Here is a 19432-nt window from a genome sequence, read left to right as displayed (position 1 = left end):
GGAGCGGGGCCGGTCCCGCCTGGCAGCTATGGCCGGCCCCGCGCTGTGCTGTTCGGTGGTTCAGGCGGCGGCGGTGAAACCGTCGGCGCACGGGGTGCAGGCGCCCAGGCGCCGGGAAATCTCGTATTCGCGCTCGGTGTGGCACAGCCGGCAGGTGCGCCGGGCGCGCAGCGCGCCGTGCACGGACGCCCACTTGGCGGGCGTCATCGGGCGGACCGGCTTGGCGTCCGCGATCAGGAACAGGTAGGCGGCCTCGGTCTTGCGACGGCGCGAGCGCCACAGCACCTGGCCGGCGACGGGCTGTCCGCCCGGCCGCAGCCCCAGAGCCCGCAGTTGGCGGCGCGTCGCGTACTCCTCTGGCGCCATCCGGAACGGGAAGGTGGGGATGCCGTAGCGGGCGCCGTCCGGGTCGAAGTACTTCGCGTAGGCGGCCATCAGGCGCTCCGCACGATGTGCAGGGAACCATCGCCGCCGTCACGCTTCTTGGCGGCGGTGAGCCGGTCGTAGGACCAGGACCGGGACGGCTGCACGGCCTTCTTGTCGTTCTCCTTGCGGCGGCGCAGCGTCTCGGCCTGTACGGCGTGCCAGGTCACCTTGCGGTCGGCCCGCAGTTCGTCCGCAGCCCAGTCCTCCAACGTCTTCTTCTCGGCCGCCGCAGCGTCCGTGGCGGACGCCAACGCGGTCTGCCGCGCTGCCTTCTTCGCCCCCTCCGACAGCGTCCGCTCGGGGCGCGGCGGGCGGGGCTTCCGCGTACGGGCGGGCTTGTCCTCGCGCGCGGGCGCGGACAGGGGGACAGACGGCGCATCCTGCGGCGATACCGTTTTCCGGGCGCGCTGTGCAGCCCTGTGAAGAGATCGGTTACCGGGGTGCGTGGGGGGGATAGTGTCCCTCCCGCTGGACGCGTTCGGGGACGCTTTGTGGACGTTCTCGGTCGCCTGGACGGACGTGTTTTCTTTCGCCGACCCCGAAACCTTGAGGCGTAGCGCGCGGGCTTCGTTGAGCTTTCCGAGGACGTCCGCCAAGCCCTTCTCGGCCTCGGCCCGCAGGCCGAGCAGCTCGGCCGACAGCAGCACCATCAGGTCGGCAGGCAGCGCCTCCGGGCCTGCGCCCTCATGAACTGCGTACGCACCCTGCCACGCCTCATCCATCGACAGCCGCCGGTGACCGGCGATGGCCCGCAACTGCTGCGCGGTGTGCCACACATCCGCGTAGAGGCGCTTGCGATCCCTAGTCGTACGACGGTCCTCGCGGCGGGCGAGCCGCTCAGCCTTGAGCTTCGCCTTGACCTCGCGGTGCCGGCCGACCTGCACGAGCTGCCACACCGCGATCGGGATGACCGAGGACGCGGCCAGCACGCTGCCGAGCAGCAGTCCGTACTTGTCACCGCCAGCGTTGTTGCCGTGCTGCCAGTTGACCCACGCCGCCAGACCGGCGAACAGGTAGACCGCGATCCGGTACGCCCACGGGGAGCGGCCCTGCGCGAGGGCCTTGGCCTCGCCGGCAGTAGCGGCCCAAGCGGAGCACTCCAGCATCACCGGCAGGAGCGCGACCAGCAGCGAGCCCTGCCAACCCATCGCCGTCGGCGCCGTGATGCCGGTGTCGGACAGTGACGCGCTCTGGGAGATCAGGGCGGGAATGATGCTGCACGCCATCACCACCAGCGCCGCCACCAGATCCAGGTGCTGCGACACGAACCCGGGCGCCGCCTTCACCGCGGCGTTGCGCCGCTCCCGCCGCTCGGCCTTCGCCTTGGCCTTCAGGCGGGCCTTCTCCTTCGCGGCCGCGGCCGCCACCTGGCGCTCGCGCTCCACCCGCTCGGCCCGCTGCCGGTCCTTGATCTCCTGGGCCAGGCGCTCGCGCTCAGCAGCGGCGGCCCTGTCCGCCCGGTCCTGCTCCCGCGCCGCGGTGTCGGCCTCCGCCTGCAGCCGCGCCCGCTGCAGGTTCGCGGTCAGCACCAGCTGCTCACGCTGCAGCTGCGCCTCCTGCGCCTGTCGGCGGTCCTCACGGTCCTGCTCACGCCGCGAGGTCTCGGCGTCGCGGCGGGACTGCCGGAAATCGGTGGTGCTCATCGGGTACCTCCAGCAGCCGGCTCAGCGGCGGTGTTCGGGAGCTTCAGGGCGAACACGTCCGCCGCCAGCCGCCAGTGCGGGTCCAGGTCGGTGCCAGCCGCCGTGGCCGCCTGCGTGGCCTGGGCCAGCAGACTGCGCAGCAGCTCAACGGTGATGCGGGTGTCCTCGGCCGCCGCCAGCGCGTCCTGCGCGTGCGCCAGTTGCCGCCGCAGCTCAGCCAGCTCCTGCTGCTTCTCGGCTCGCAGGACGCTCTGCGGCTCCAGGGCCGCTTCCAGCTGGCGGACCCGCTGCTCGGCGAGCGCCTGGCGCTCCTCGGCGGCACGGACCCGGCGGTTGATCGCGATGTCCAGTTCGACGCTGCGGTCGGAGCGGAACCTCATCGGGCACCTCCGGCGGGAGCCGGCGCGGACGGGGCGTAGTGGAACAGGGCGCCGACCAGGCCGATCACGGCGGCCAAGGCGACGCGGGTGTAGACGGGGGAGGACAGGCCCGCCAGCCAGGAACCGCCAGCGACGGCAAGGGGGATCTGCAGCCAGCCCAGCGTGGCCAGGCCCCGGGTCAGGGCGATCCGGGCCTCCACCACCAGGTCGGCGTCGCGGCAGTCCAGGACCACTAGGGCCAGCAGCGGGAGCCCCAGCAGGACGCGCTGCCACCAACTGGTCTGCAGACCCAGCGTCCAGGCCATGCCGGAGGCGACCAGGCCGGTGACCATCCAGACCGTCACCACCGCCTGCAGCCGCAGCCGGGCCAACTTCGTCGCGGCCGTACCGTCGGCGCTCATGCCGCGACCGCCGCGAACTCGAGGGCCGGCGCCGTGATGGGCGGGAGGGTCTGGAGGTGGCGGACCGGGCCGAACACCGGGTCGACCTTCTCAACGACGGCGACGGCCGGTTCTTCCAGTACCTCGCGGTACAGGGCCGCCACCCGGCGGGCCGCGACCTCGTCGCCCTCGTCCAGGCCCAGCAGCACATCGGCCAGGAACTCCAGCCGCTCCGCCCGGTCCGCCGCCGACTCGACCGGCGACTCCAGCCACTCCACCGCCCGCACCCCGGTCAGCGCCGACAGCTGCGCCAGCGTCTCCACCTGCACCAATCCGGTGTGCTGCGATGCAGTCCGAGTACCTGCGAAAATCGTGTTCACGGGTCGTTTCTCCTTCATCGTTGGACGGCCTGTGCGCGGCTCCTCGGGTCTCTGCCAAGACCACCCGGGGAGCCGTTTTTTGCATGTCGGTGCCCTTGCTGAGCAAGAGCCACTTCTGAACGATTTGCGCTAACGCCAATCGTTTGGCGTATCGCTAGACTGGACCCATCACCCGCCACTCGTCAAGCAACACCAAACGATTGGCGTATTTCGCTGAGATGATCTAACGTGCTGACTGAGCACGTGACCAACAAGAGGGAGTAAGACCTATGCAGCAGCCTCCGCAGAAGCTGGGGTTCCGCGAGATCGCGGCCACGATCCGCAAGGAGATCAGAGCCGGCCGTTACCCGTCAGCATCGGTTCTCCCTGCCGAACCTGAACTCGCCGCGCGGTATGGCGCTTCCCGCAGCCTGGTGAACCGGGCCATGGGTCTTTTGGCGGCTGAAGGCATGGTCAGGCCGCAACAGGGGCGCGGAACGCTGGTCACCTGGCTGCCTCCCATGCTGCACTCGGCCGCCCGCTACTCCCGCTCAGCGCGCGAGCACCAAGGCGCTCGGGGGGCGTTCGACAGCGAGGTCAGGGCGCTCGGTCTGGAGCCTCAGCACGAAATCACCGTGGAACACGCCCGGCCGCCGGCGGATGTGGCCGAAGCGCTTGGCGTGTCCAGCGACGATGTGACCTGCCTCGTTCGGCGGCGGCGGCTGCTCGCCAGCGGCATCCCCGTCCGGCTCAATGCGTCGTGGTTCCCGCTGGATATCGCTGCGGGCACGGTCCTCGAGGAAGCCGGCCCCGTCATCACAGGGGGCATTAAGACAGCGCTGGCGGACCTGGGCTACCCGCAGGTCGAAGCAACCGAGCGGATCATTCCCAGTCGGCTGCCGACCACTACCGAGGCGCAGTTCCTGGAGATCAGTCCCGAACGCACGGTCACGGAGATTTTCCACGTCGGCCGGACCGCTGACGGCAGAGCCGTTGAGGTCACAACCACCGTCACGCCCGCTCAAAGCCTGGTCATCGAGCACAGTTTCCCGCTCATCTGACACTGCTACTGGCCGTCCGATGACGACCGAGAGGATGCCCATGATCACCAACGCCATCTCCGAGGAAGCGACGCGGCTGGCTGCCAGCGGCTCGCTTCCTGCCTACGTCTACGACCTGGACGCTCTGCGGTCACACGCATCGGCCATCCAGGCCGCCCTCGCAGTACCGGGCGCACCAGAGGTCTTCTACGCCGCGAAGGCCAACCCCGATGCCCCGATCCTCAGGGCGCTAGCTCCTTACGTGGCCGGGATCGAGGTGGCATCCGGCGGCGAGCTGGAGCACGTCCGGTCAGTTCTGCCCGACGCTCGGCTGGCATTCGGTGGGCCGGGCAAGACGGACCAGGAGCTGGTGCGCGCGATGGAGTTGCGCGTCGAACGCATCCATGTCGAGAGTCCGTACGAACTGAAGCGCCTGTCCGAACTTGCGCACACTTCGGGTCGGACCGTTGATGTGATGTTGCGCGTGAACCTCGCGGGTGACCGAGCTGGTGCCGCACTGGCGATGAGCGGTCCGTTCGGCATGGATCCGGACCTCATGGAGCTCTGCCGCCCGATTCTGGCCGCATCGTCGTCGATCCGCCTGCGCGGCATCCACGCGCACCTCGCGTCCGGCCTCGATGCGAAAGACATGGTGAAGCAGTCGTCCGAGATCCTTCGCTGGGGCCGCGCCTGGTTGGACAAGATGGGTGTCGCTCATCCGGAGTTCAACCTCGGCGGCGGGATGGCTGTCGACTACGGCAATCCCAGCTCTGTTTTCGATTGGCCCACATACGGCCGGAGCGTCGCCGAGCTGGCGGGCCCGGACGAGACCCTCCGCATCGAGCCTGGCCGCGCTATGAGCGTCTACGCCGGGTGGTACGTCACCCAGGTGCTGGACGTGAAGCGGGCATACGGCGAGTGGTTCGCTGTACTCCGTGGCGGAACGATGCAATTCCGAACTCCGGTTACTAAGCAGCACAACCAGCCGTGCGTCGTTTTGCCGCATGCTGGCGACGGCCCAGAGGTGACCGATGAACCGGTCACCTTGGTCGGTCAGTTGTGCACGCCGAAGGATGTTTTCGCACGTCAGGTACCTATGGAGCGAATTGGTGTCGGCGACGTAGTCGCCTTCTCCATGGCAGGCGCATACGCCTGGAACATCTCGCACCACGACTTCCTGATGCATCCCAAGCCCGGATTCCACTACCTCGATACCAAGGCGTAGCGGGAACTCTTTCCGCCCGCCAAACGTGCACGAAGTGGATCAGGAAGCGAACTGATGACCGAACGTCAGTTAAGGCGCGGCGCTGTCTCATTTGGGGCAATCGCCGCGCCGTCGCGTTCCGCAGTCGTGAACTCTGGCAGGGTGTGTGCTCCGAGTACCCGGTCCGCCGGGGAAGCCCACGGAAGGATGACGCAGATGATGCGTTTCAGGCCAATTCGGCCAAGGTGCTCATTTCCACCGCAACGAAGCCCGTAAACGGGTGATGGCCGCCCTGCGTCAACAGGAACGGCCATCTTCTCCGGAGTCGACTCCCCCATTGCTCTACCAAAGCCCCGGACGGCGTCCAAACCGTCCAACGTGGAGTCGTAGGTCAGCGCGGTGACCGCGCCTGGTGCCTTGGACCGAGGCCCGGTGGTCACCTACCCAAGAGCATAGAACGACAGGCATCGTGTAGCCCAGTAGAACTAGGCGTCACGTGCTTCGCGTCACACTCGATCGCTGATCTGCGGTTCCCTACCGATAGGGACCGTACGTGACAAACATGCACCACCGCAGCCGCAGCCTTCGCGGCCGACCTGCGGCAGATCCATCTCCCCCGGCCCGGCCGGTCACCCGCCGCGCCGGTGTCGGCACGATCCCCTCTGCGCGCGCGACCGGGCCGACTGCCGGCCTCTATCCACAAGCTGATCCTTCCAGCATCGCGGTCATGAACCGCTACTTCCCGATCTCTACCAGTTCCTGCGGCGTCCAGGCCGCCATGGACTGGCTGTCCGCGGACGGCATCATCACGACGGGCGGTGCGGCGTGAACGCCTTCGCCCCCCGCGTGGTCAGCGACGCCACCCTCGACTGGGTGAAGTTCGATGCGGAGCTCGCCCGCGACGGCTCGTTCGAGCCTGTCGAAAAAGCCCTGTACGCGGCGCTGGCGTCGTTCATGGACCCGGGCAGCCGGGAGTCCGCAGACGAGGACGAGTTCAGCCTTAACATCCCGACCCGTAAGCGTCTGGCGGAGTGCATCGGCCGGTCGGTGGACACCGTCGACCGTGCAACGAAGCGGCTGGAGGAGCGGGGGCTGCTGGAGGTCGAGCGGCGGCCCGACCCGAACAATCCCAAGCGCCACATCCCCAGCTTGTACCGGCTGCTCGATCACGAGCGCTGGGACGAGCGGGCTGCTGCCCGTGCGGCGAAGCGTGAGGCGGACAAGGTGGCACGCACGGCTGCCCGCGAGGCGGCCAAAACGGCAAAAGCGCAGGCCGCGCAGGGTGGCGAGGGTAGCCGCACCCATGCGGCTACCCCTGACGAGATTGAAGGGGGGGTAGCCGCACCCATGCGGCCAGGGTCGCCGCATGGGTGCGGCGAGGGTAGCCGCACCCATGCGGCGGTTCCTTCTTCTTCTAAAGAATCTCTCTCTCAAGAGGCGCGTGAGCGCGAAGCGGCTGGCGTGGTGGGTGGTGCTGCCGTGACGGAGAGAGAGACGAAGGCTGCGCCGGAAATCATCGGCGGGCAGCTGCCCGGACAGCGCTCGCAGCAGGACGCGGATGTCGCTGTGATCGTTGCCGCGTACCGTGAAGCGCTCAAGCGCCCGATCACCCCGTCGGTGCATGCCCTGCTGCAGAACGACGCGGCCCTCCTGCTGGCGAACAACTTCCCGGCCTGGTGGCTGGCCGACCGGGCGCGGGAGATGGCGCCCCATGGTTGGAAGAAGTTGATCGACCACGTTGACCGCTCGAAGGTGCCAGTGGAGAAGTCCGGGGTGCAGGCCACGGCGTGGTGCGGGCAGTGCGACGAACACCACCGCATGTCCTTCGACTCAACCGGTGAGTACGTGCCGTGCGAGACGTGCAACCCGCAGGCTCTGGCGCGGCGCCAGCACGAGAGCGCCGGGAGTTCCCGATGACCGACCTGGAGATCCCCCCCGCACGCGCTGCGGGCGGCGAGTTCGAGGCGCCGGCCGATCTGGATGCCGAGTGCGGTGTGCTGGGCGCGATGCTGCTGTCTCGGGAAGCGATCCAGGACGCCCTGGTGATCCTCAAGGGCCGGCACTTCTACCGGCCCGCGCACGAGACGATCTACGAGGCGATCCTGGCGCAGTTCGCCTCCGGCGAGCCGGCGGACCCGGTCCTGGTGTCGGCTCGGCTGCACCGTGAGGGGCAGCTGGACCGCTGCGGCGGCCGGCCGTACATCAGCGGCCTGGTGCAGTCCGCGTTCACGCCGGCGAACTGCGAGTACTACGCCGACATCGTGCGGGAGAAGGCGAAGCAGCGGGAGCTGCTGGCGGCGCTGACCGCGAACCGCAACGAGGTCCTCAAGGGCGAGGCATCCGCGCAGGAGATCGCCGGGCGGGCGCAGCTGGCGCTGTCGGCCGCGATGGAGGACGGCGCCGACGACGGCATGGGCATGCTCGGGGAAGCGCTCGGCGTGTTCCACGACGACTACGAAGCGCAGGAGCGCAACGGCGGGCAGCTCACCGGCGTCTCTACTGGCTTCGTCGATCTGGACTCCCTGACCCAGGGGTTCCAGCCGGGGCAGCTCATCGTCGTGGCCGGCCGCCCCGCGATGGGCAAAAGCACGCTGGCGGTGGACTTCCTGCGAGCCTGCACGATCCGTGACCGGCAGCACGGGGTGATCTTCTCGCTGGAGATGGGCACCCCGGAGCTGGTCAAGCGGATCGTCGCGGCCGAGGCCCGGGTGCCGCTGCACCACATCAACGCCGCGACCCTGCCGCCGGAGCTGCGCGACCGGGTCGACCGCCGGACGGTGGAGATGATGGGTGCCCCGCTGCACATCGACGACTCCGCGAACCTGGACCTGCTCACCATCCGCACCAAGGCTCGCCGCCTGAAGGAGCGCGTCGACCTGAAGCTGATGGTGATCGACTACCTGCAGCTGCTGTCCGGCGGTGGCGGTCGACGCCCGGAGAGCCGGCAGCAGGAGGTCTCCGACATCTCCCGCAGCCTCAAGCTCCTGGCCAAGGAGCTCGAGATCCCCATCGTCGCCCTGTCCCAGCTCAACCGCGGACCGGAGCAGCGGGCGGACAAGAAGCCCATGGTCTCCGACCTGCGCGAATCGGGATCTATCGAGCAGGACGCCGACATGGTGATCCTGCTGCACCGCGAAGAGGCGTACGAGAAGTTGTCGCCGCGAGCCGGTGAGGCCGACCTGCACGTGGCCAAGCACCGCAACGGGCCCACCGCCGAGATCACCGTAGCCGCACAGCTGTACATGTCCCGGTTCGTCGACATGGCGCGCACCCAAGAGCCCGGCCAGTAAGGAAAGGACCATCATGGACGCGAAGACCTACACCGCCGGCCTGGCGGAACTGCGCCGGGTGCGGGACGACATCAAGAAGGTCACGGCCGCGCTGGCGAAGCTGACCTCGGATCGCGACAAGCGGGTGACGTCGTTGGGGACGTACGCCAAGGCGTCCGCCGACAAGCTCGCCCCGGCCGCCGGCCTGGCGGTGATCGACGTGGTCGCCCTGGTGCCCTCCCTGGGCCCCTCAGCGCCCGCCTCCGGGCCTGACGCGCCCTCACCGGCACCTGCCCGCCCGGATGATCACATCGCCTCGCAAGCGCCCGCACAGACGATCACTGCCCCGGGTGCGGTCGTTCCGGACCTGCGCCGCCCCGAACCGCCTGCTCCGGCCGTCGAAGTGGTGCCCGAAGTCACCGACATTGTCGACACACCGGTGCCTCCGGCGGCGGACGTCACCGAGACCGTCGCCGACGACCAGGAGCACGTTGACGTCCCGGCCGTGGCGGCCGCCGTCACCACGCCCGTGCAGGTCGCCGGACCGGAAGGGCTGGGGGAGCGGGAACTCCCGTCGATTCCGGCCGGCGCGGACGGGGACCGGTGGTTCGCGGTGACGCCGAACTTGACGTCGACCCGACCGAACTTCCCCCAGCAGGCGCGGGCGATGGCGTTCTTGGATACCACCACCGGTGTCCTGGTGCACCGCGACCAGACGGTGCACGTGCAGCTCGGTGCGGCGTCGGTCGCGGAGATCCTGGCCGCAGTGTACGCGGTGCTGCCCGCGACGGTGGAGCGGATCTACATCACCGCCGGCGACCCCTGGCACGCCGACGCCGCCCGCCACCCGTTCCTGCGCGACGCCGTCGCCGCCTGGCTGAACGCACCGCCCGGGGACGCCTGGAAGGTGGAGGCCTCCCGCGGAAAGGACCGCATGGCCGGGCACTTGGTCCACCCGCGCAACCCCGTCGGCCGGTGGCAGCGCGGCGACCAGCACACCGAGATCCGCTCGGTGGGGGAGTGGTTCGAGGTCGGCGACGCCGACCCGGCCACCGTTCGTGACGCCTTCGTCGAGTTGTGGAAGGCGTTGAAGCAGCACTGGTCGGACGTGACGCTGATGGGCTCCCCGTCGCAGACCGGCCGCGACCTGTGGACCCGCACCATCCCCGCGAAGACCGGCGCGAAGTGGGCCGACGGCTATCCGGTGATGTCGGAGGAGATCCGCGGCCTCATGCACGCCACCGCCGGCCAGGGCCGCACCGAGCTGATCCTGCCACCGAACGTCCCCGAGCAGCTGCCGCGCCTGGTCGAGCTCGACCGCACCTTCGCCTACGCCAAGCACACCTGGGCCTCCGGGGTGGGAGCCCCGCGCCGCATCACCCCGAGCGCGTTCGCGGCGATGTCGGACAAGGAGAAGGTCAACGCCCTGTACGCGCCGTCGCACTGGCAGGTGCGCGTCACCGTCCCCGACGGCTGGGACCACGTGGGAATCCTCCCGGCGCCGGCCGCCGGGGACCGGGCGTGGGAGTACCCGTCCGAGGGCGGGCGCACGTTCGTGACCTGGGCCGGGGGCGCGGAGCTGAACGTGGCGCTGCACAACCCGGTCGCCCCGTGGCGGATCGAGATCCTCGACGGACTGGTGTGGCAGTCCGGAGACCCGCTCAAGGCGTGGTCCAAGAAGCTGAAGGACGCGTGGAGTTCCCTGCAGGCCAAGGCGGCCATGCACGGGGACGAACGCCAGAGGGAGGCCGCCCGGCTGGCGTCCCGGGGAGTTCGCAGCATCCTGCTGTACGGCATTGGCGGCTTCGCGCAGCGCCCGCGCATCGTGACCGGCACCGTGCCGGTCGGCCAGGACGCCCCGGACGGCGCGCAGATCATCGGCATCGACGACAACACCATCGTCTGGCAGAAGGACAACGGCTTCTCCCGCGACCCCAACGCCCACCCCGAATGGTCGGCCGGCGTATGGTCCGGGGCCCGCGCCGCACTGCTGTCGACCCGGATGCGGGAAGACGACGTGTCGGTGGGCGCCCTACACCTGCCCGCCCGCTCCGTCATCGCTTTCCGCACGGACGCGATCTACACCACCGCCGACGTCGCCTGGCCGTACCACGGCAACCCCGGCGACTACCTGCGCAAGGGCCACATCCCCTGGGAACTGACCGGCCCGCGCACCGAGGACGAACTGCTGTCCCACCAGGCGATCGGCCGCGAAGCCCTCGCCGAGATGCAGGAGGCGACCCGATGAGCGAAGAGCCCCTGACCCTTCCGCTGGTCCCGGGCGATGACGGGCAGATGTACGCGTCCGCCCGCGATGTCACCGCGCTGCTGCGCCGTCTGGGCACCCAGTGGTGCGACTGGGCGATCGAGGCGCGCATGGACGCGGGGACGGTGGAAGCCCTCGTCGGCTCCCTCGGTGACCTCGCCAGGCGGATCGACGCGCAGCGCACCGGCCACCACCCCCACCCGACGGAAGGACCGGCATGACGCCCCGACGCCGCCGCGGCGGTCCGGCCGCCCCGCAGCTGAACGAGGCGGCCCGCCTGACGAACGAGTTGCTGGCCGCCGGCTACACCAGGAAGCAGGTCGGCGACATCATCGGCCGCAACTCCTCCCTGGTCTCGCAGTTCTTCACCAAGGACAAGGGCGCGGCCTTCGTCACCGCGCTGCGCGACGTCGTCCAGGAGGTCCAGGCCGGCGGCGCCTCCGACGTCGCCGACCTCAAGCGGATCGCCGCGCCCAACGTGAAGCGGCGACTGCTCAAGGCCAAGCCGGGCGAGGCCAAGCCGCGCCGGGCCCGGGTGCGCACCAAGGACATTGTCGGCACCCCCGGCAAGTCGGCCATGGCCCGCGCCGCCCGCCAGCACATCGCCTCCGGCGCCGCCCGGCTGCGCCCGGTCGTGGCGAACACCGCGGCCGCCGAGGGCGGGAAGCTCGCGTTCACGGTGCGGGCAAAGAAGGGCGCCTTCACCCACCCCGCCGGCTCCCGCATCGACTCCCCGGGTCTGCGGCGCGGGGTGGTGCAGCGCAACGACGGCACCGAGGAACGCGCCTACGGCGCCAGCCCCGGGGCCGGGCAGGGCTCCGGCGGGTTCGACGCGGCGGAATGGAAGGCCAAGGTCGACGCGGCCGGCGGCGACGTCGCCGCCGCAGTGCACGGCTGGCTGGTCGAGACCGGACGCTTGCAGCCGGACGCGAAGCTGACGCACCTGGAGGTGCGCGGCTGGAAGCCCAGCTGAGGCGCTCGCGGGCGGGTCGGACGTGTGGCTTATCGCCCGCGTCTTGCCCGACCCGCGTTTTCTCTCCTGGCGGTCCGACCGGCTCACCCGCCCGGAGCCGACATCGGTGCGCCTCCCGTTTCCGCCTTGACACGGCCGGTACGCTCAAGGCCGCCCACAGCGCAGCGAGGACCGAGGTCTGGAGCGCTCCGGACGCGCCGCGGCTGACCCAGCATCTGATTCCCCTCCTCGCACCCGCGTTGGGGCGCTGGACGGCCTGTCGCAGAAGGCGCCGGTAGATCTGAACCGCACTCCGCACCCCGCCCCTACCGACTGACGGCGGCCGCGGGCGTGGAGCAGCCAGGAGACACGCTCGACAAGCTCGTCCGGGACGTCGAGCGTGGACCAACGAAGCCTCCGGCCCTTGGTGCGATGAGTGAGATCACCACACCAACGACGGAGGCTTCGCCGTGTCACCAACCATCCTGCTGACCTGCACTTTCACCCTCACAGAGTCAGGATGAAAGACGCTCAGTCAGAGACAGAATGAAAAGGGCTCAGCTACAACCGTCCGCGCTCACCCCTGCGTAGATGCCGCCGCCACCTGACGGGAAAAAGCGAGTGCAGAACACCGAGCCACCAACATTTCCAGTGATGTGTCCCGGCCCGGTTTCCCCGTTTCCCTGACAAACAAGTGCCTGTACCTGATCTTGGACGTGTACCAGCCACGCACAGACGTATTCTCCACTGTCCGCATGGGCCGCAGGTGCGACGAAGATCAGTCCGCCCAACGCGAGAACGGCAGTGCCGGCGGTGGCGGCGATCCGCTGCTTGATACTCATGAGTCACCAGACCCTTCTGCACAGGCAGCGCCCGCGCATTCCGAAAGAGCGTCCCTCTCAGCTGGTTTGCAGCTGCTGCCCTGATTGCCCCAAGATCCTCCTCCCAGCCGCATTGCACCAGGTGCTCCCATCCATACACCGGTTAAGAAAACGTGTCCGTTAAGCTGCCTTGCACCTCGCCGTTTCGGTTGGGCGCTGAGCCTCTTTCCAGGCTTTCAGTAGGACGAAAGCCCGTTCGCCGGGGCCCGTAGCCGGGCATGCTTCCGGTTGCTGTAATGGGCGGGCTGTTCACGGTCGGTGTGGGGCGTTCGTACGGATCAGCAGGGCGCCGCCGAGGGCGTCGAGGAACGCGGCTGCTCCGGTCCGGCGCCGGGTGGCGGAGTTCGGACAGCGGGGCCAGCTGCGGCACGGAAGTGATGCGGGGCCCCGCCAGCACCCCAGCCCATCGAGGCTCTGAAAGAGACTGCGGGCCCCGCATCGCCCTCTCATGATGGGTTGTTCTGGCTCCGACAGGCGTTCGGCCCGCCGGCCCGGACCCGGCCTGTCTCGCCGTGTACGTCAACGTCCCCGCGCGTACGTCACCGGTTTCACGTACCGCCGGCCCCGGATCGAACGGGGCGGTTCGCCCGAACCGCCCCGGGCCAGGGGCGGGTATCGGCAAGCTGGTGGGCAGCCAGCTGCGCCGTGGAAGGGCCCGTTCGTGACTGATCAGCCGTTGTTGAGTACCGCGCAGCTCCATGCCTGTCTGCGCACGATCGGGGTTCAGCTGCCGGTGTCGGACCCGATGCTGCGGGCGGTCGCGCTGGGGATGTTGCTGTATTGCGTGGAGTCCGCCGCGACCATCGACACGGACCGCTTGGACCTGGAGGCGGTCCGCGAGGGCTACGTCGCCGGGATCAGCAACACGCTGCGCGCGGACGGCGACGGACCCGAGGCGTTGGGCGGCGTGTGGTCGCGGCTGCTGCAGGCCCGGGTGAACCGCACGCTGACCGACCTGGCTGCCACCCAGATCGACGACGGCGACGGCTACACGGTGGCGCCGGCGGTCAACCACCTCCTGGACGCCGCGCGGCGCTGCTGTCCACGAGCAACCCGCCCGCGGACACGCCCCCGAAGCAGCAGTTGCACGGCGTGCGGGACGCGCTGCGCACCGCACGCCGGGAAGTCCAGGCCGCCCGGCAGCAGATCGAGGACGGGCGCAAGGTGCTGCGCTCCCTCGGCCTGGAACCCTGACCGACGACGGCCCCGGCACTGCGCACGGGGCGCCGGCCTGCCCGGGGTGGGGAACCAACCACGGTCCCCGAGGAGAACTCACCAAGGGCTCCGTTGGAACTCACCACGGTCCGGCCGGGAGCGATGCGCATCGGGTGCAGCAGCCGCTGCGCAATCCTCCCGCGTGTGCGCAACGGCTGCTGCGCATGAGGTCTGACCTGCTGTGATGGGTGGAACTAACCATGGAACCGCTGGAAACTAACCAGGGTTCGCGGCTGAACTCACCACCGGTTGCGCAAGCGCGAGGGTCGCCGTTGGCGATGCGTCGATCACCGTCGGCGATGGCTGCGCAGTGACCGGGTCACTGCGCAGCTGGGCGCAAAAGCGGCGAAAGTATCGACGCGCTGCGCCCCACCGGTCGCGGTTATGCGGTGCGGCTCAGCGGCCGATCCGGTCGGCAGACGCTGCAGGGCGCGGCGTCGGGCTGCGCGAGGGTGGCGCGGGCCTGCTCGGTGCTGGCGGGGTGGGAGATGTCGCGGACGGCGCGGCAGTCGCCGCGGTGCACGAGGCGGGCCGGGCCGCGCTCGGGGCCGAAGTACACCGGTTCCTCGACCTTCCAGACCGGGGCGACTCCGTCCCGTTCCGTGGGGACCGTGTCGTACGCCTGGCCCTCGATCCGCTCGCACCGGTCGGCCGGTGCGTGGAAGTCGACGGGCGCGGGCGCGTCGACCAGGCGGCCGCGCTGCTCGGTGGCGGAGGGGAGGTGGATCTGCGGCCGGTACCACCAGGTGCCGTCGCGTTCCCTGCGGCGGCCCTTCACCACGGCGTAGAGCTTCTGGCCGTCGTGCAGCCGCACGCGCACCAGCGGCCCGTCGGCCGCTGGCAGATCCGCCGCTTGCTCCCCGTCTCGCTCGCCGCTCATCGTTCGATTCTAGTTCGATTCCGTAGTGGAACGCCGGTTGGCGAGCGGCCTGGCGGGTGTTCCGCGGACATCACTACCGCAGGTCACGGCGCCAAGAACGCGGTACAGCGTCGCGGTGGCGGCCAGGCCCAATGCAGGTGGGCGGTTGCTCAAGTGCTTGCACCGGACCCGTCCGCACCAAAAGGAAAGGGCATGGAAAGGCATGGAACGGTAGATACGGCAGTCATCACACAGGAATTGGGCAAACCATCCGGGCAAGGGGGTGGAACAGGCGGAAACGGACACCCGTGGAATCGTGGAACGCCGGCCGGTTCCACGGCGGAACACCGCGGTGGGCCCGATGCGGCCGGCCTCAGGAAGCGTGGCCCCAGTCGGGGCAGTGGGCCTGGTGGGTATGGGTGATGACGACGGTGCCACCGATGCTGACGCGCCGGGTTCGGGTGGCCCGGCAGCAGGAGCGCTCGGCGGTGGGGGCTGGCGGTTCCGCCGGTTCCGGCGGGGCCAGAGGCGGGTGGGGCAGCGGCACGACGACGGGGGCGCGGGGTGCCGGCTCTTCTGGGCTGACGCCCAGCGCGATGGCGCGGGCACGTTGTCGGCTGCGGCGTCGGTTGTTCATGCATCCCAGAATGCCGTCGCGACCCGCCCCCGGTGAGCAACACGGCGCTGCGCCGCGTGGAAGCGGCGAACGTCCACAGCCTCACGCTGGGCAACCTCTCAGCTCTCGGATGACCTGGGAGGCGCACGGAGCTGAGAGCCGGGAAGGTTACTGAATGTCTGGAATGTCTAGGAGGTTGAGACCGCATTCCCCCTGGTGGTGATGGTGCTGGGAGGCGACCTGGGAGTCGGGGAGCCACTCCGGCGCTGGCTCACAGTCCGTGAGCGGCCATCGGCGTTCGCGGACGTTTCGCCACGGGTTTCGCGGCAGGTTTCGTGACGGGTTTCGCGGTGGGTTTCGCCGGAGGTTTCGCGGCAGGTTTCACCGGTGCAGCGCCGTTGCACCGCATCCGGCCAGGTCGGGCCAGGAGTGCAACCGGGCGGCCCGTGCCGACATCTCTCCCTGTAGGGGAGAGATGCTTCTTCTTCCTCCTCCTGGCCCTCGCGGGAGCCGGCCGGCTCACACGCCGTTGCTCATGCGGTTGACCGGCTTGGAGACGCCGGTGAAGTGCACAATGGACGGGAAGCTGAACGGCGCCGCTACCGGGCCAGGTTCGGCCGCTGTCACCGCGGAGACGGCGCGGCGGCGGAAGTGCTCGCCCCGCATGTTGCGCGGCGAGCGGCACCAGGCGGCGGTGGTGATGGAGCTGCTGACCGGCAGGGCCGAGTTGGCCGGCTCCCGGGCCTCCTCCCGCTGCTCCTACCGTTTCTGCACCCGTGACTACTACCGACAGCAGCGCGCCCCGATCTGCTGTTTCCGCAGTTCAGACCCCTTGACCTGACGTCACTGGAAACCCTGACAACCCTCTTGCCTCCCACCCCCTGCTGTACCCGTTGAGAAGAGACGGGTACGGCTGGGTGGTGGGCGGACGCGAGGGTTCGAAAGGGTCGTTCTCTGCCTCCGGCGGGCCCTGTGCGGGCGGCGTGGCCGCCGCTGGTGCGTCGGCCGGTGAAAAGGGGCCGGGGCGGGTTGTCGTACTGGCAGGCGACCATGGGGAGCTTGCACAGCAGCCGTACGGGGAGGCACCACATGGCGAAGGCGAGATCGACGGTCCGGGATCAGAAGGACGCCTTGCGGGTGCTGGGTGTGCTGAAGGTGGCGACCGCCACGCAGATCCTGAACCTGGTGCGCCCGCACCTGACCGACAACAAGGTGATCCGCAACGCCCTGCTGGATTTGGAGGCGGCCGGTGAGGTGGTCTCGGAGGGGAACACGGCGGGCCCGTCCGGGAGGTTCGGTGCGCCGGACCGGACCGGGGAGCCGTCGCAGAAGCTGTGGGGTCTGACGCTGGCCGGTCTGGATGCGGCGGGAAGGTTGCTGGAGCGCGGGCCGGAGGAGATGGGTGGGAGGGCGCGGGGTGCGGGGCGTGGCGGGGCTCCGCACGCGATGGGCGTGAACGCCACGATCATCGCGTTCACCGAGGGCGGCATCGGCGACATCTCCTCGTGGCGGACCGAGGTCCCGCACGCGCTGGCCAGCTCGGGCAAGCAGAACGTGCGGGCGGATGCGGTGCTGCGGGCGAAGGAGGCCGGGCTGCCGCTGCTGATGCTGGAGATGGACATGAACACCGAGCCGGTGCAGCGCGTTGCCGACAAGCTCGCCGCGTACGCGGCCTGTTACCGCCGCCATGTCAACGACCCAGCCGCGCTGGGCACCTGGACGTCACGCCGGGCCAGGGAGGCGGGGAGCGTGGCGTACTGGGAGACGCTCTACCCCGGCACCGGATTGTCCGGCTGGCCGCCGCTGGCGTTCGTGTTCACCGGAGCCGGCCCGCGCGCGCTGGCCAACCGGATGCAGACCCTGGGCGAGCTGACCCGTGAGCACTGGGCAGCTGAGGAACGCCAGTACGTAGGCGGCGATGGCTATCTCGACTTCACCGGCAGGGTGCCGTTGGTGCTCACGACGTTGGAGCTCTTGCAGCAGCATGGCCCGCAGGGTCCGGTCTGGCGTCGTGTAGCGCAGCAGCGCGGTGAGTTCGAGCCGCTGCTGACGGCGCTCACCGACATCCGCACCAAGGTGGCCTTCGAGCACCGGCAACGGCAGCGCCGGGCGGCGGAGCAAGCCCGGCACGAGGCTGAGCGGGCAGCACAGCAGGCAGCGCAGCGGGCCAGGTTGCAGCAGTGGGCCCAGAAGGAAGCAGCCGAAGCGGAAGCCGAAGCCGTCAGACCGTGCGCGACGGCGGACTGCGAGCTGGCGGTGGACACGCCGGTGGACTGGTACACGGACATGGAAGTTCCGCCTGAGGACGGCATCTACTGTGGGCCGTGCCGCCTCAACCAGGCCGCACGCAACCGCGGGCTCCGCGGGGTGCTGCGCCGGATGCGCAACGATTCGTAGCTGTCGCGCCGGGTGTCACGCTGCCTGTCACGCCGGGTGTCACGCTGCCCCGCGACAGCCACCTGACCTGGGCACAGACCCCTCAACGCCCCCTTTGCCGCAGAGGGCGTGACAGCGTGACACTCAGGCGTCGACGGCGACGGCCTGGCGCTCGCGGATGACCGGCGCGGCGGCGATGCCGCGCTGCACCGCTGCCCGCCAGATCTCCCCGGCCGTCGTCACCTGAGCCGCCAGTTCCTCGTACTCGGCCAGCGCCGCGTCCTCGGCCGCGTAGCGGAACGCCTTCGTCGGCAGCATGTCCGGGTGCTTGTCGCGCCAGTCCCGCAGCTTGCCGATCGCGTCCTCGCTGGTGTGCCAGCACGCGGCCAGCACTTGGTTCACCAGCGGGGCCGGGAGGCGTACCGTCACGCGCTCCGGCCAGCCGCCGTCCCGTGTCCCGGGCCAGCGTCCGGGGTTCTTCGCCTGCGCCGGCAGTACCGGCCAGTCCTGGTCCCAGCCGCGCGCCGCCAGCTCGGCCCGCGCGCCGAAGGCCACCAGGACGTCCAGGGTGTCGGCCAGCTCACCGGCCTCGCGTAGGTGCGCCCGGTACATCGCCCACTGCGCCCGCTTTGTGGCGGCTTCCCGGCCGGGAAGCCCGTCCCAGTCCCAGGGCGACGTCGTCGACAGCGCCCTCGCCCGCTGCCGCTCGGCCTTGAACAGCGGCCGCATGTCGGCGAGCAGCTGCTTGGTGCCGTAGGCGACGCGGGCGGTGACGGTGGTGGTGCCGGCCTCGGTCATGCCGGACATCATCTCGCCCCCGCCGCCCCGCCCGCTGCCGGATCACCCGGTGGGGTGACCGGTTCAGGCGGGGCCGGCCCTTCCGCCGGAGACGGTTCGCGGGCGAACGGACTTGCCATGGGTGGCAGTCGGGCGGATATCTCCAGCATGCGTTCGGGTTCGGTCTGCGCGATGCGCATCAGCGCTTGGTTCTCGATCCGGTGCCGCTGCCGCCGGGGTTGGTCCGCACGCATGCGCGCCCCGATCTCGGCGAGGGCGAGCAGAGAGCCTGCTGCGGCTGCGGCGAGCGTGTAGAGGACGTTCTGGGTGAGCAGGGCGGTTGCTGCGGCCAGGGCGGCCGGTGAGATGGCGAGGGGGATCTGCACGGTGCTGTCCTCCGGGGTGGGAGTGGGAAGGAGCCGGACGTTAGAGACGTGGGTGGTTAGCGGCGCAACCCCGATCTACGACGGGGTGGGTGTGGTGATGGCCTGGACCCCTGGGGATCCAGGCCCTTGGCGTGGGCTTGCGTCGCAGTCGTGTTCTCCGCCCTTGGTGTGGGGCCGGGGCGTTCAGACAGGGATGCGGCTGTGCGCGTTCAGGGGAGTCGGACCGTAGAGAGGGCGGTGATTAGCCGCGCAACCCCGGCGACAGGGCGGTAGAGGCGGCGGCGCGGGCATGGCAGAGGCCCGAACTCCGGGGGAAGTTCGGGCCGTAGGCGCGTGCTGCTTTGGCAGAGGCGGCGGTAGATGCGGTCTAGGTACGGGGTGGGGGTGCCTTTACCTCCCGTCT

At 69.9% G+C, this 19432-nt stretch carries 19 protein-coding genes; 9 read left to right on the top strand and 10 right to left on the bottom strand.

The features are described 5' to 3' along the window. Nucleotides 1-60: 60 nt before the first annotated feature. From LNW72_RS40870 to LNW72_RS40850, 5 genes are read right to left on the bottom strand one after another with little or no spacing between them, the layout of a single operon-like run. Nucleotides 61-435, bottom strand: a complete 375-nt coding sequence (locus LNW72_RS40870) for an RRQRL motif-containing zinc-binding protein (RefSeq protein ID WP_250980633.1) — start codon at nt 433-435, stop codon at nt 61-63. Continuing rightward, on the bottom strand, nt 435-2069 hold the full coding sequence (locus LNW72_RS40865; RefSeq protein ID WP_250980632.1) for a hypothetical protein: 1635 nt from the start codon (nt 2067-2069) through the stop codon (nt 435-437). Before LNW72_RS40865 ends, LNW72_RS40870 begins: the two co-directional genes overlap by 1 nt. Further along, nucleotides 2066-2449, bottom strand: coding sequence for a hypothetical protein (locus LNW72_RS40860; RefSeq protein WP_250980631.1), 384 nt, complete (start codon nt 2447-2449; stop codon nt 2066-2068). The genes LNW72_RS40865 and LNW72_RS40860 overlap by 4 nt, the downstream gene beginning before the upstream one ends. Beyond that, complete coding sequence (locus LNW72_RS40855; RefSeq protein ID WP_250980630.1) at nt 2446-2850, bottom strand: hypothetical protein; 405 nt, start codon at nt 2848-2850, stop codon at nt 2446-2448. Before LNW72_RS40855 ends, LNW72_RS40860 begins: the two co-directional genes overlap by 4 nt. After that, nucleotides 2847-3209 carry a hypothetical protein gene (locus LNW72_RS40850; RefSeq protein ID WP_250980629.1) on the bottom strand — a complete coding sequence of 121 codons (363 nt, stop codon included), beginning with the start codon at nt 3207-3209 and terminating at the stop codon, nt 2847-2849. The genes LNW72_RS40855 and LNW72_RS40850 overlap by 4 nt, the downstream gene beginning before the upstream one ends. A 269-nt stretch (nt 3210-3478) precedes the next feature. Between LNW72_RS40850 and LNW72_RS40845 the strand changes: the two genes are divergently transcribed. The 7 genes from LNW72_RS40845 (at nt 3479) to LNW72_RS40815 (ending at nt 11940) form a co-directional block, all read left to right on the top strand. Further along, nucleotides 3479-4249, top strand: a complete 771-nt coding sequence (locus LNW72_RS40845) for a GntR family transcriptional regulator (protein WP_250980628.1) — start codon at nt 3479-3481, stop codon at nt 4247-4249. A 40-nt stretch (nt 4250-4289) separates the two neighbouring features. Next, the gene (locus LNW72_RS40840; RefSeq protein ID WP_250980627.1) at nt 4290-5453 is read left to right on the top strand and encodes a type III PLP-dependent enzyme; all 1164 of its coding nucleotides are present in this window, start codon (nt 4290-4292) and stop codon (nt 5451-5453) included. An 804-nt stretch (nt 5454-6257) separates the two neighbouring features. Continuing rightward, nucleotides 6258-7349 carry a helix-turn-helix domain-containing protein gene (locus tag LNW72_RS40835; RefSeq protein ID WP_250980626.1) on the top strand — a complete coding sequence of 364 codons (1092 nt, stop codon included), beginning with the start codon at nt 6258-6260 and terminating at the stop codon, nt 7347-7349. Then, nucleotides 7346-8722, top strand: coding sequence for a replicative DNA helicase (dnaB, locus tag LNW72_RS40830; protein WP_250980625.1), 1377 nt, complete (start codon nt 7346-7348; stop codon nt 8720-8722). Before LNW72_RS40835 ends, dnaB begins: the two co-directional genes overlap by 4 nt. Before the next feature lie 13 nt (nt 8723-8735). Further along, entirely contained in the window at nt 8736-10949 is a 2214-nt protein-coding gene (locus LNW72_RS40825; RefSeq protein ID WP_250980624.1) for a Mucin-19, read from the top strand. Beyond that, entirely contained in the window at nt 10946-11188 is a 243-nt protein-coding gene (locus LNW72_RS40820; protein WP_250980623.1) for a hypothetical protein, read from the top strand. Before LNW72_RS40825 ends, LNW72_RS40820 begins: the two co-directional genes overlap by 4 nt. Further along, the gene (locus LNW72_RS40815; protein ID WP_250980622.1) at nt 11185-11940 is read left to right on the top strand and encodes a hypothetical protein; all 756 of its coding nucleotides are present in this window, start codon (nt 11185-11187) and stop codon (nt 11938-11940) included. Before LNW72_RS40820 ends, LNW72_RS40815 begins: the two co-directional genes overlap by 4 nt. Nucleotides 11941-12476: 536 nt before the next feature. On the opposite strand, the gene LNW72_RS40810 is transcribed toward LNW72_RS40815, so the two are convergent. The 3 genes from LNW72_RS40810 to LNW72_RS40800 form a co-directional block, all read right to left on the bottom strand. Then, complete coding sequence (locus LNW72_RS40810) at nt 12477-12761, bottom strand: hypothetical protein (RefSeq protein WP_250980621.1); 285 nt, start codon at nt 12759-12761, stop codon at nt 12477-12479. A 1636-nt stretch (nt 12762-14397) separates the two neighbouring features. Then, complete coding sequence (locus LNW72_RS40805) at nt 14398-14895, bottom strand: DUF6233 domain-containing protein (protein WP_250980620.1); 498 nt, start codon at nt 14893-14895, stop codon at nt 14398-14400. A gap of 352 nt (nt 14896-15247) precedes the next feature. Beyond that, nucleotides 15248-15511, bottom strand: coding sequence for a hypothetical protein (locus LNW72_RS40800; RefSeq protein WP_250980619.1), 264 nt, complete (start codon nt 15509-15511; stop codon nt 15248-15250). A 553-nt stretch (nt 15512-16064) separates the two neighbouring features. Here LNW72_RS40800 and LNW72_RS40795 point away from each other — a divergent pair. Beyond that, nucleotides 16065-16331, top strand: coding sequence for a hypothetical protein (locus LNW72_RS40795; protein ID WP_250980618.1), 267 nt, complete (start codon nt 16065-16067; stop codon nt 16329-16331). Nucleotides 16332-16579: 248 nt separating this feature from the next. Next, nucleotides 16580-17887, top strand: coding sequence for a replication-relaxation family protein (locus tag LNW72_RS40790; protein ID WP_250980617.1), 1308 nt, complete (start codon nt 16580-16582; stop codon nt 17885-17887). Nucleotides 17888-18010: 123 nt separating this feature from the next. On the opposite strand, the gene LNW72_RS40785 is transcribed toward LNW72_RS40790, so the two are convergent. Both LNW72_RS40785 and LNW72_RS40780 read right to left on the bottom strand, forming a co-directional pair. After that, entirely contained in the window at nt 18011-18664 is a 654-nt protein-coding gene (locus LNW72_RS40785) for a hypothetical protein (protein ID WP_250980616.1), read from the bottom strand. 8 nt (nt 18665-18672) lie between these two features. Beyond that, nucleotides 18673-19029 carry a hypothetical protein gene (locus LNW72_RS40780; protein WP_250980615.1) on the bottom strand — a complete coding sequence of 119 codons (357 nt, stop codon included), beginning with the start codon at nt 19027-19029 and terminating at the stop codon, nt 18673-18675. Between the last annotated feature and the right edge of the window lie 403 nt (nt 19030-19432).

This window comes from Streptomyces sp. RKAG293, from assembly GCF_023701745.1.
GTDB lineage: Bacteria > Actinomycetota > Actinomycetes > Streptomycetales > Streptomycetaceae > Actinacidiphila.
Note: the sequence above shows the minus strand (reverse complement) of the source record. Positions and strands in the feature narration are given on the sequence as shown.

What these genes read in the sequence shown, in the direction of transcription:
- LNW72_RS40870 (WP_250980633.1), bottom strand. Translation starts at nt 435, where the DNA reads ATGGCCGCCTACGCGAAGTACTTCGACCCGGACGGCGCCCGCTACGGC.
- LNW72_RS40865 (WP_250980632.1), bottom strand. Translation starts at nt 2,069, where the DNA reads ATGAGCACCACCGATTTCCGGCAGTCCCGCCGCGACGCCGAGACCTCG.
- LNW72_RS40860 (WP_250980631.1), bottom strand. Translation starts at nt 2,449, where the DNA reads ATGAGGTTCCGCTCCGACCGCAGCGTCGAACTGGACATCGCGATCAAC.
- LNW72_RS40855 (WP_250980630.1), bottom strand. Translation starts at nt 2,850, where the DNA reads ATGAGCGCCGACGGTACGGCCGCGACGAAGTTGGCCCGGCTGCGGCTG.
- LNW72_RS40845 (WP_250980628.1), top strand. Translation starts at nt 3,479, where the DNA reads ATGCAGCAGCCTCCGCAGAAGCTGGGGTTCCGCGAGATCGCGGCCACG.
- LNW72_RS40840 (WP_250980627.1), top strand. Translation starts at nt 4,290, where the DNA reads ATGATCACCAACGCCATCTCCGAGGAAGCGACGCGGCTGGCTGCCAGC.
- dnaB (WP_250980625.1), top strand. Translation starts at nt 7,346, where the DNA reads ATGACCGACCTGGAGATCCCCCCCGCACGCGCTGCGGGCGGCGAGTTC.
- LNW72_RS40825 (WP_250980624.1), top strand. Translation starts at nt 8,736, where the DNA reads ATGGACGCGAAGACCTACACCGCCGGCCTGGCGGAACTGCGCCGGGTG.
- LNW72_RS40820 (WP_250980623.1), top strand. Translation starts at nt 10,946, where the DNA reads ATGAGCGAAGAGCCCCTGACCCTTCCGCTGGTCCCGGGCGATGACGGG.
- LNW72_RS40815 (WP_250980622.1), top strand. Translation starts at nt 11,185, where the DNA reads ATGACGCCCCGACGCCGCCGCGGCGGTCCGGCCGCCCCGCAGCTGAAC.
- LNW72_RS40810 (WP_250980621.1), bottom strand. Translation starts at nt 12,761, where the DNA reads ATGAGTATCAAGCAGCGGATCGCCGCCACCGCCGGCACTGCCGTTCTC.
- LNW72_RS40805 (WP_250980620.1), bottom strand. Translation starts at nt 14,895, where the DNA reads ATGAGCGGCGAGCGAGACGGGGAGCAAGCGGCGGATCTGCCAGCGGCC.
- LNW72_RS40800 (WP_250980619.1), bottom strand. Translation starts at nt 15,511, where the DNA reads ATGAACAACCGACGCCGCAGCCGACAACGTGCCCGCGCCATCGCGCTG.
- LNW72_RS40795 (WP_250980618.1), top strand. Translation starts at nt 16,065, where the DNA reads ATGGACGGGAAGCTGAACGGCGCCGCTACCGGGCCAGGTTCGGCCGCT.
- LNW72_RS40790 (WP_250980617.1), top strand. Translation starts at nt 16,580, where the DNA reads ATGGCGAAGGCGAGATCGACGGTCCGGGATCAGAAGGACGCCTTGCGG.
- LNW72_RS40785 (WP_250980616.1), bottom strand. Translation starts at nt 18,664, where the DNA reads ATGACCGAGGCCGGCACCACCACCGTCACCGCCCGCGTCGCCTACGGC.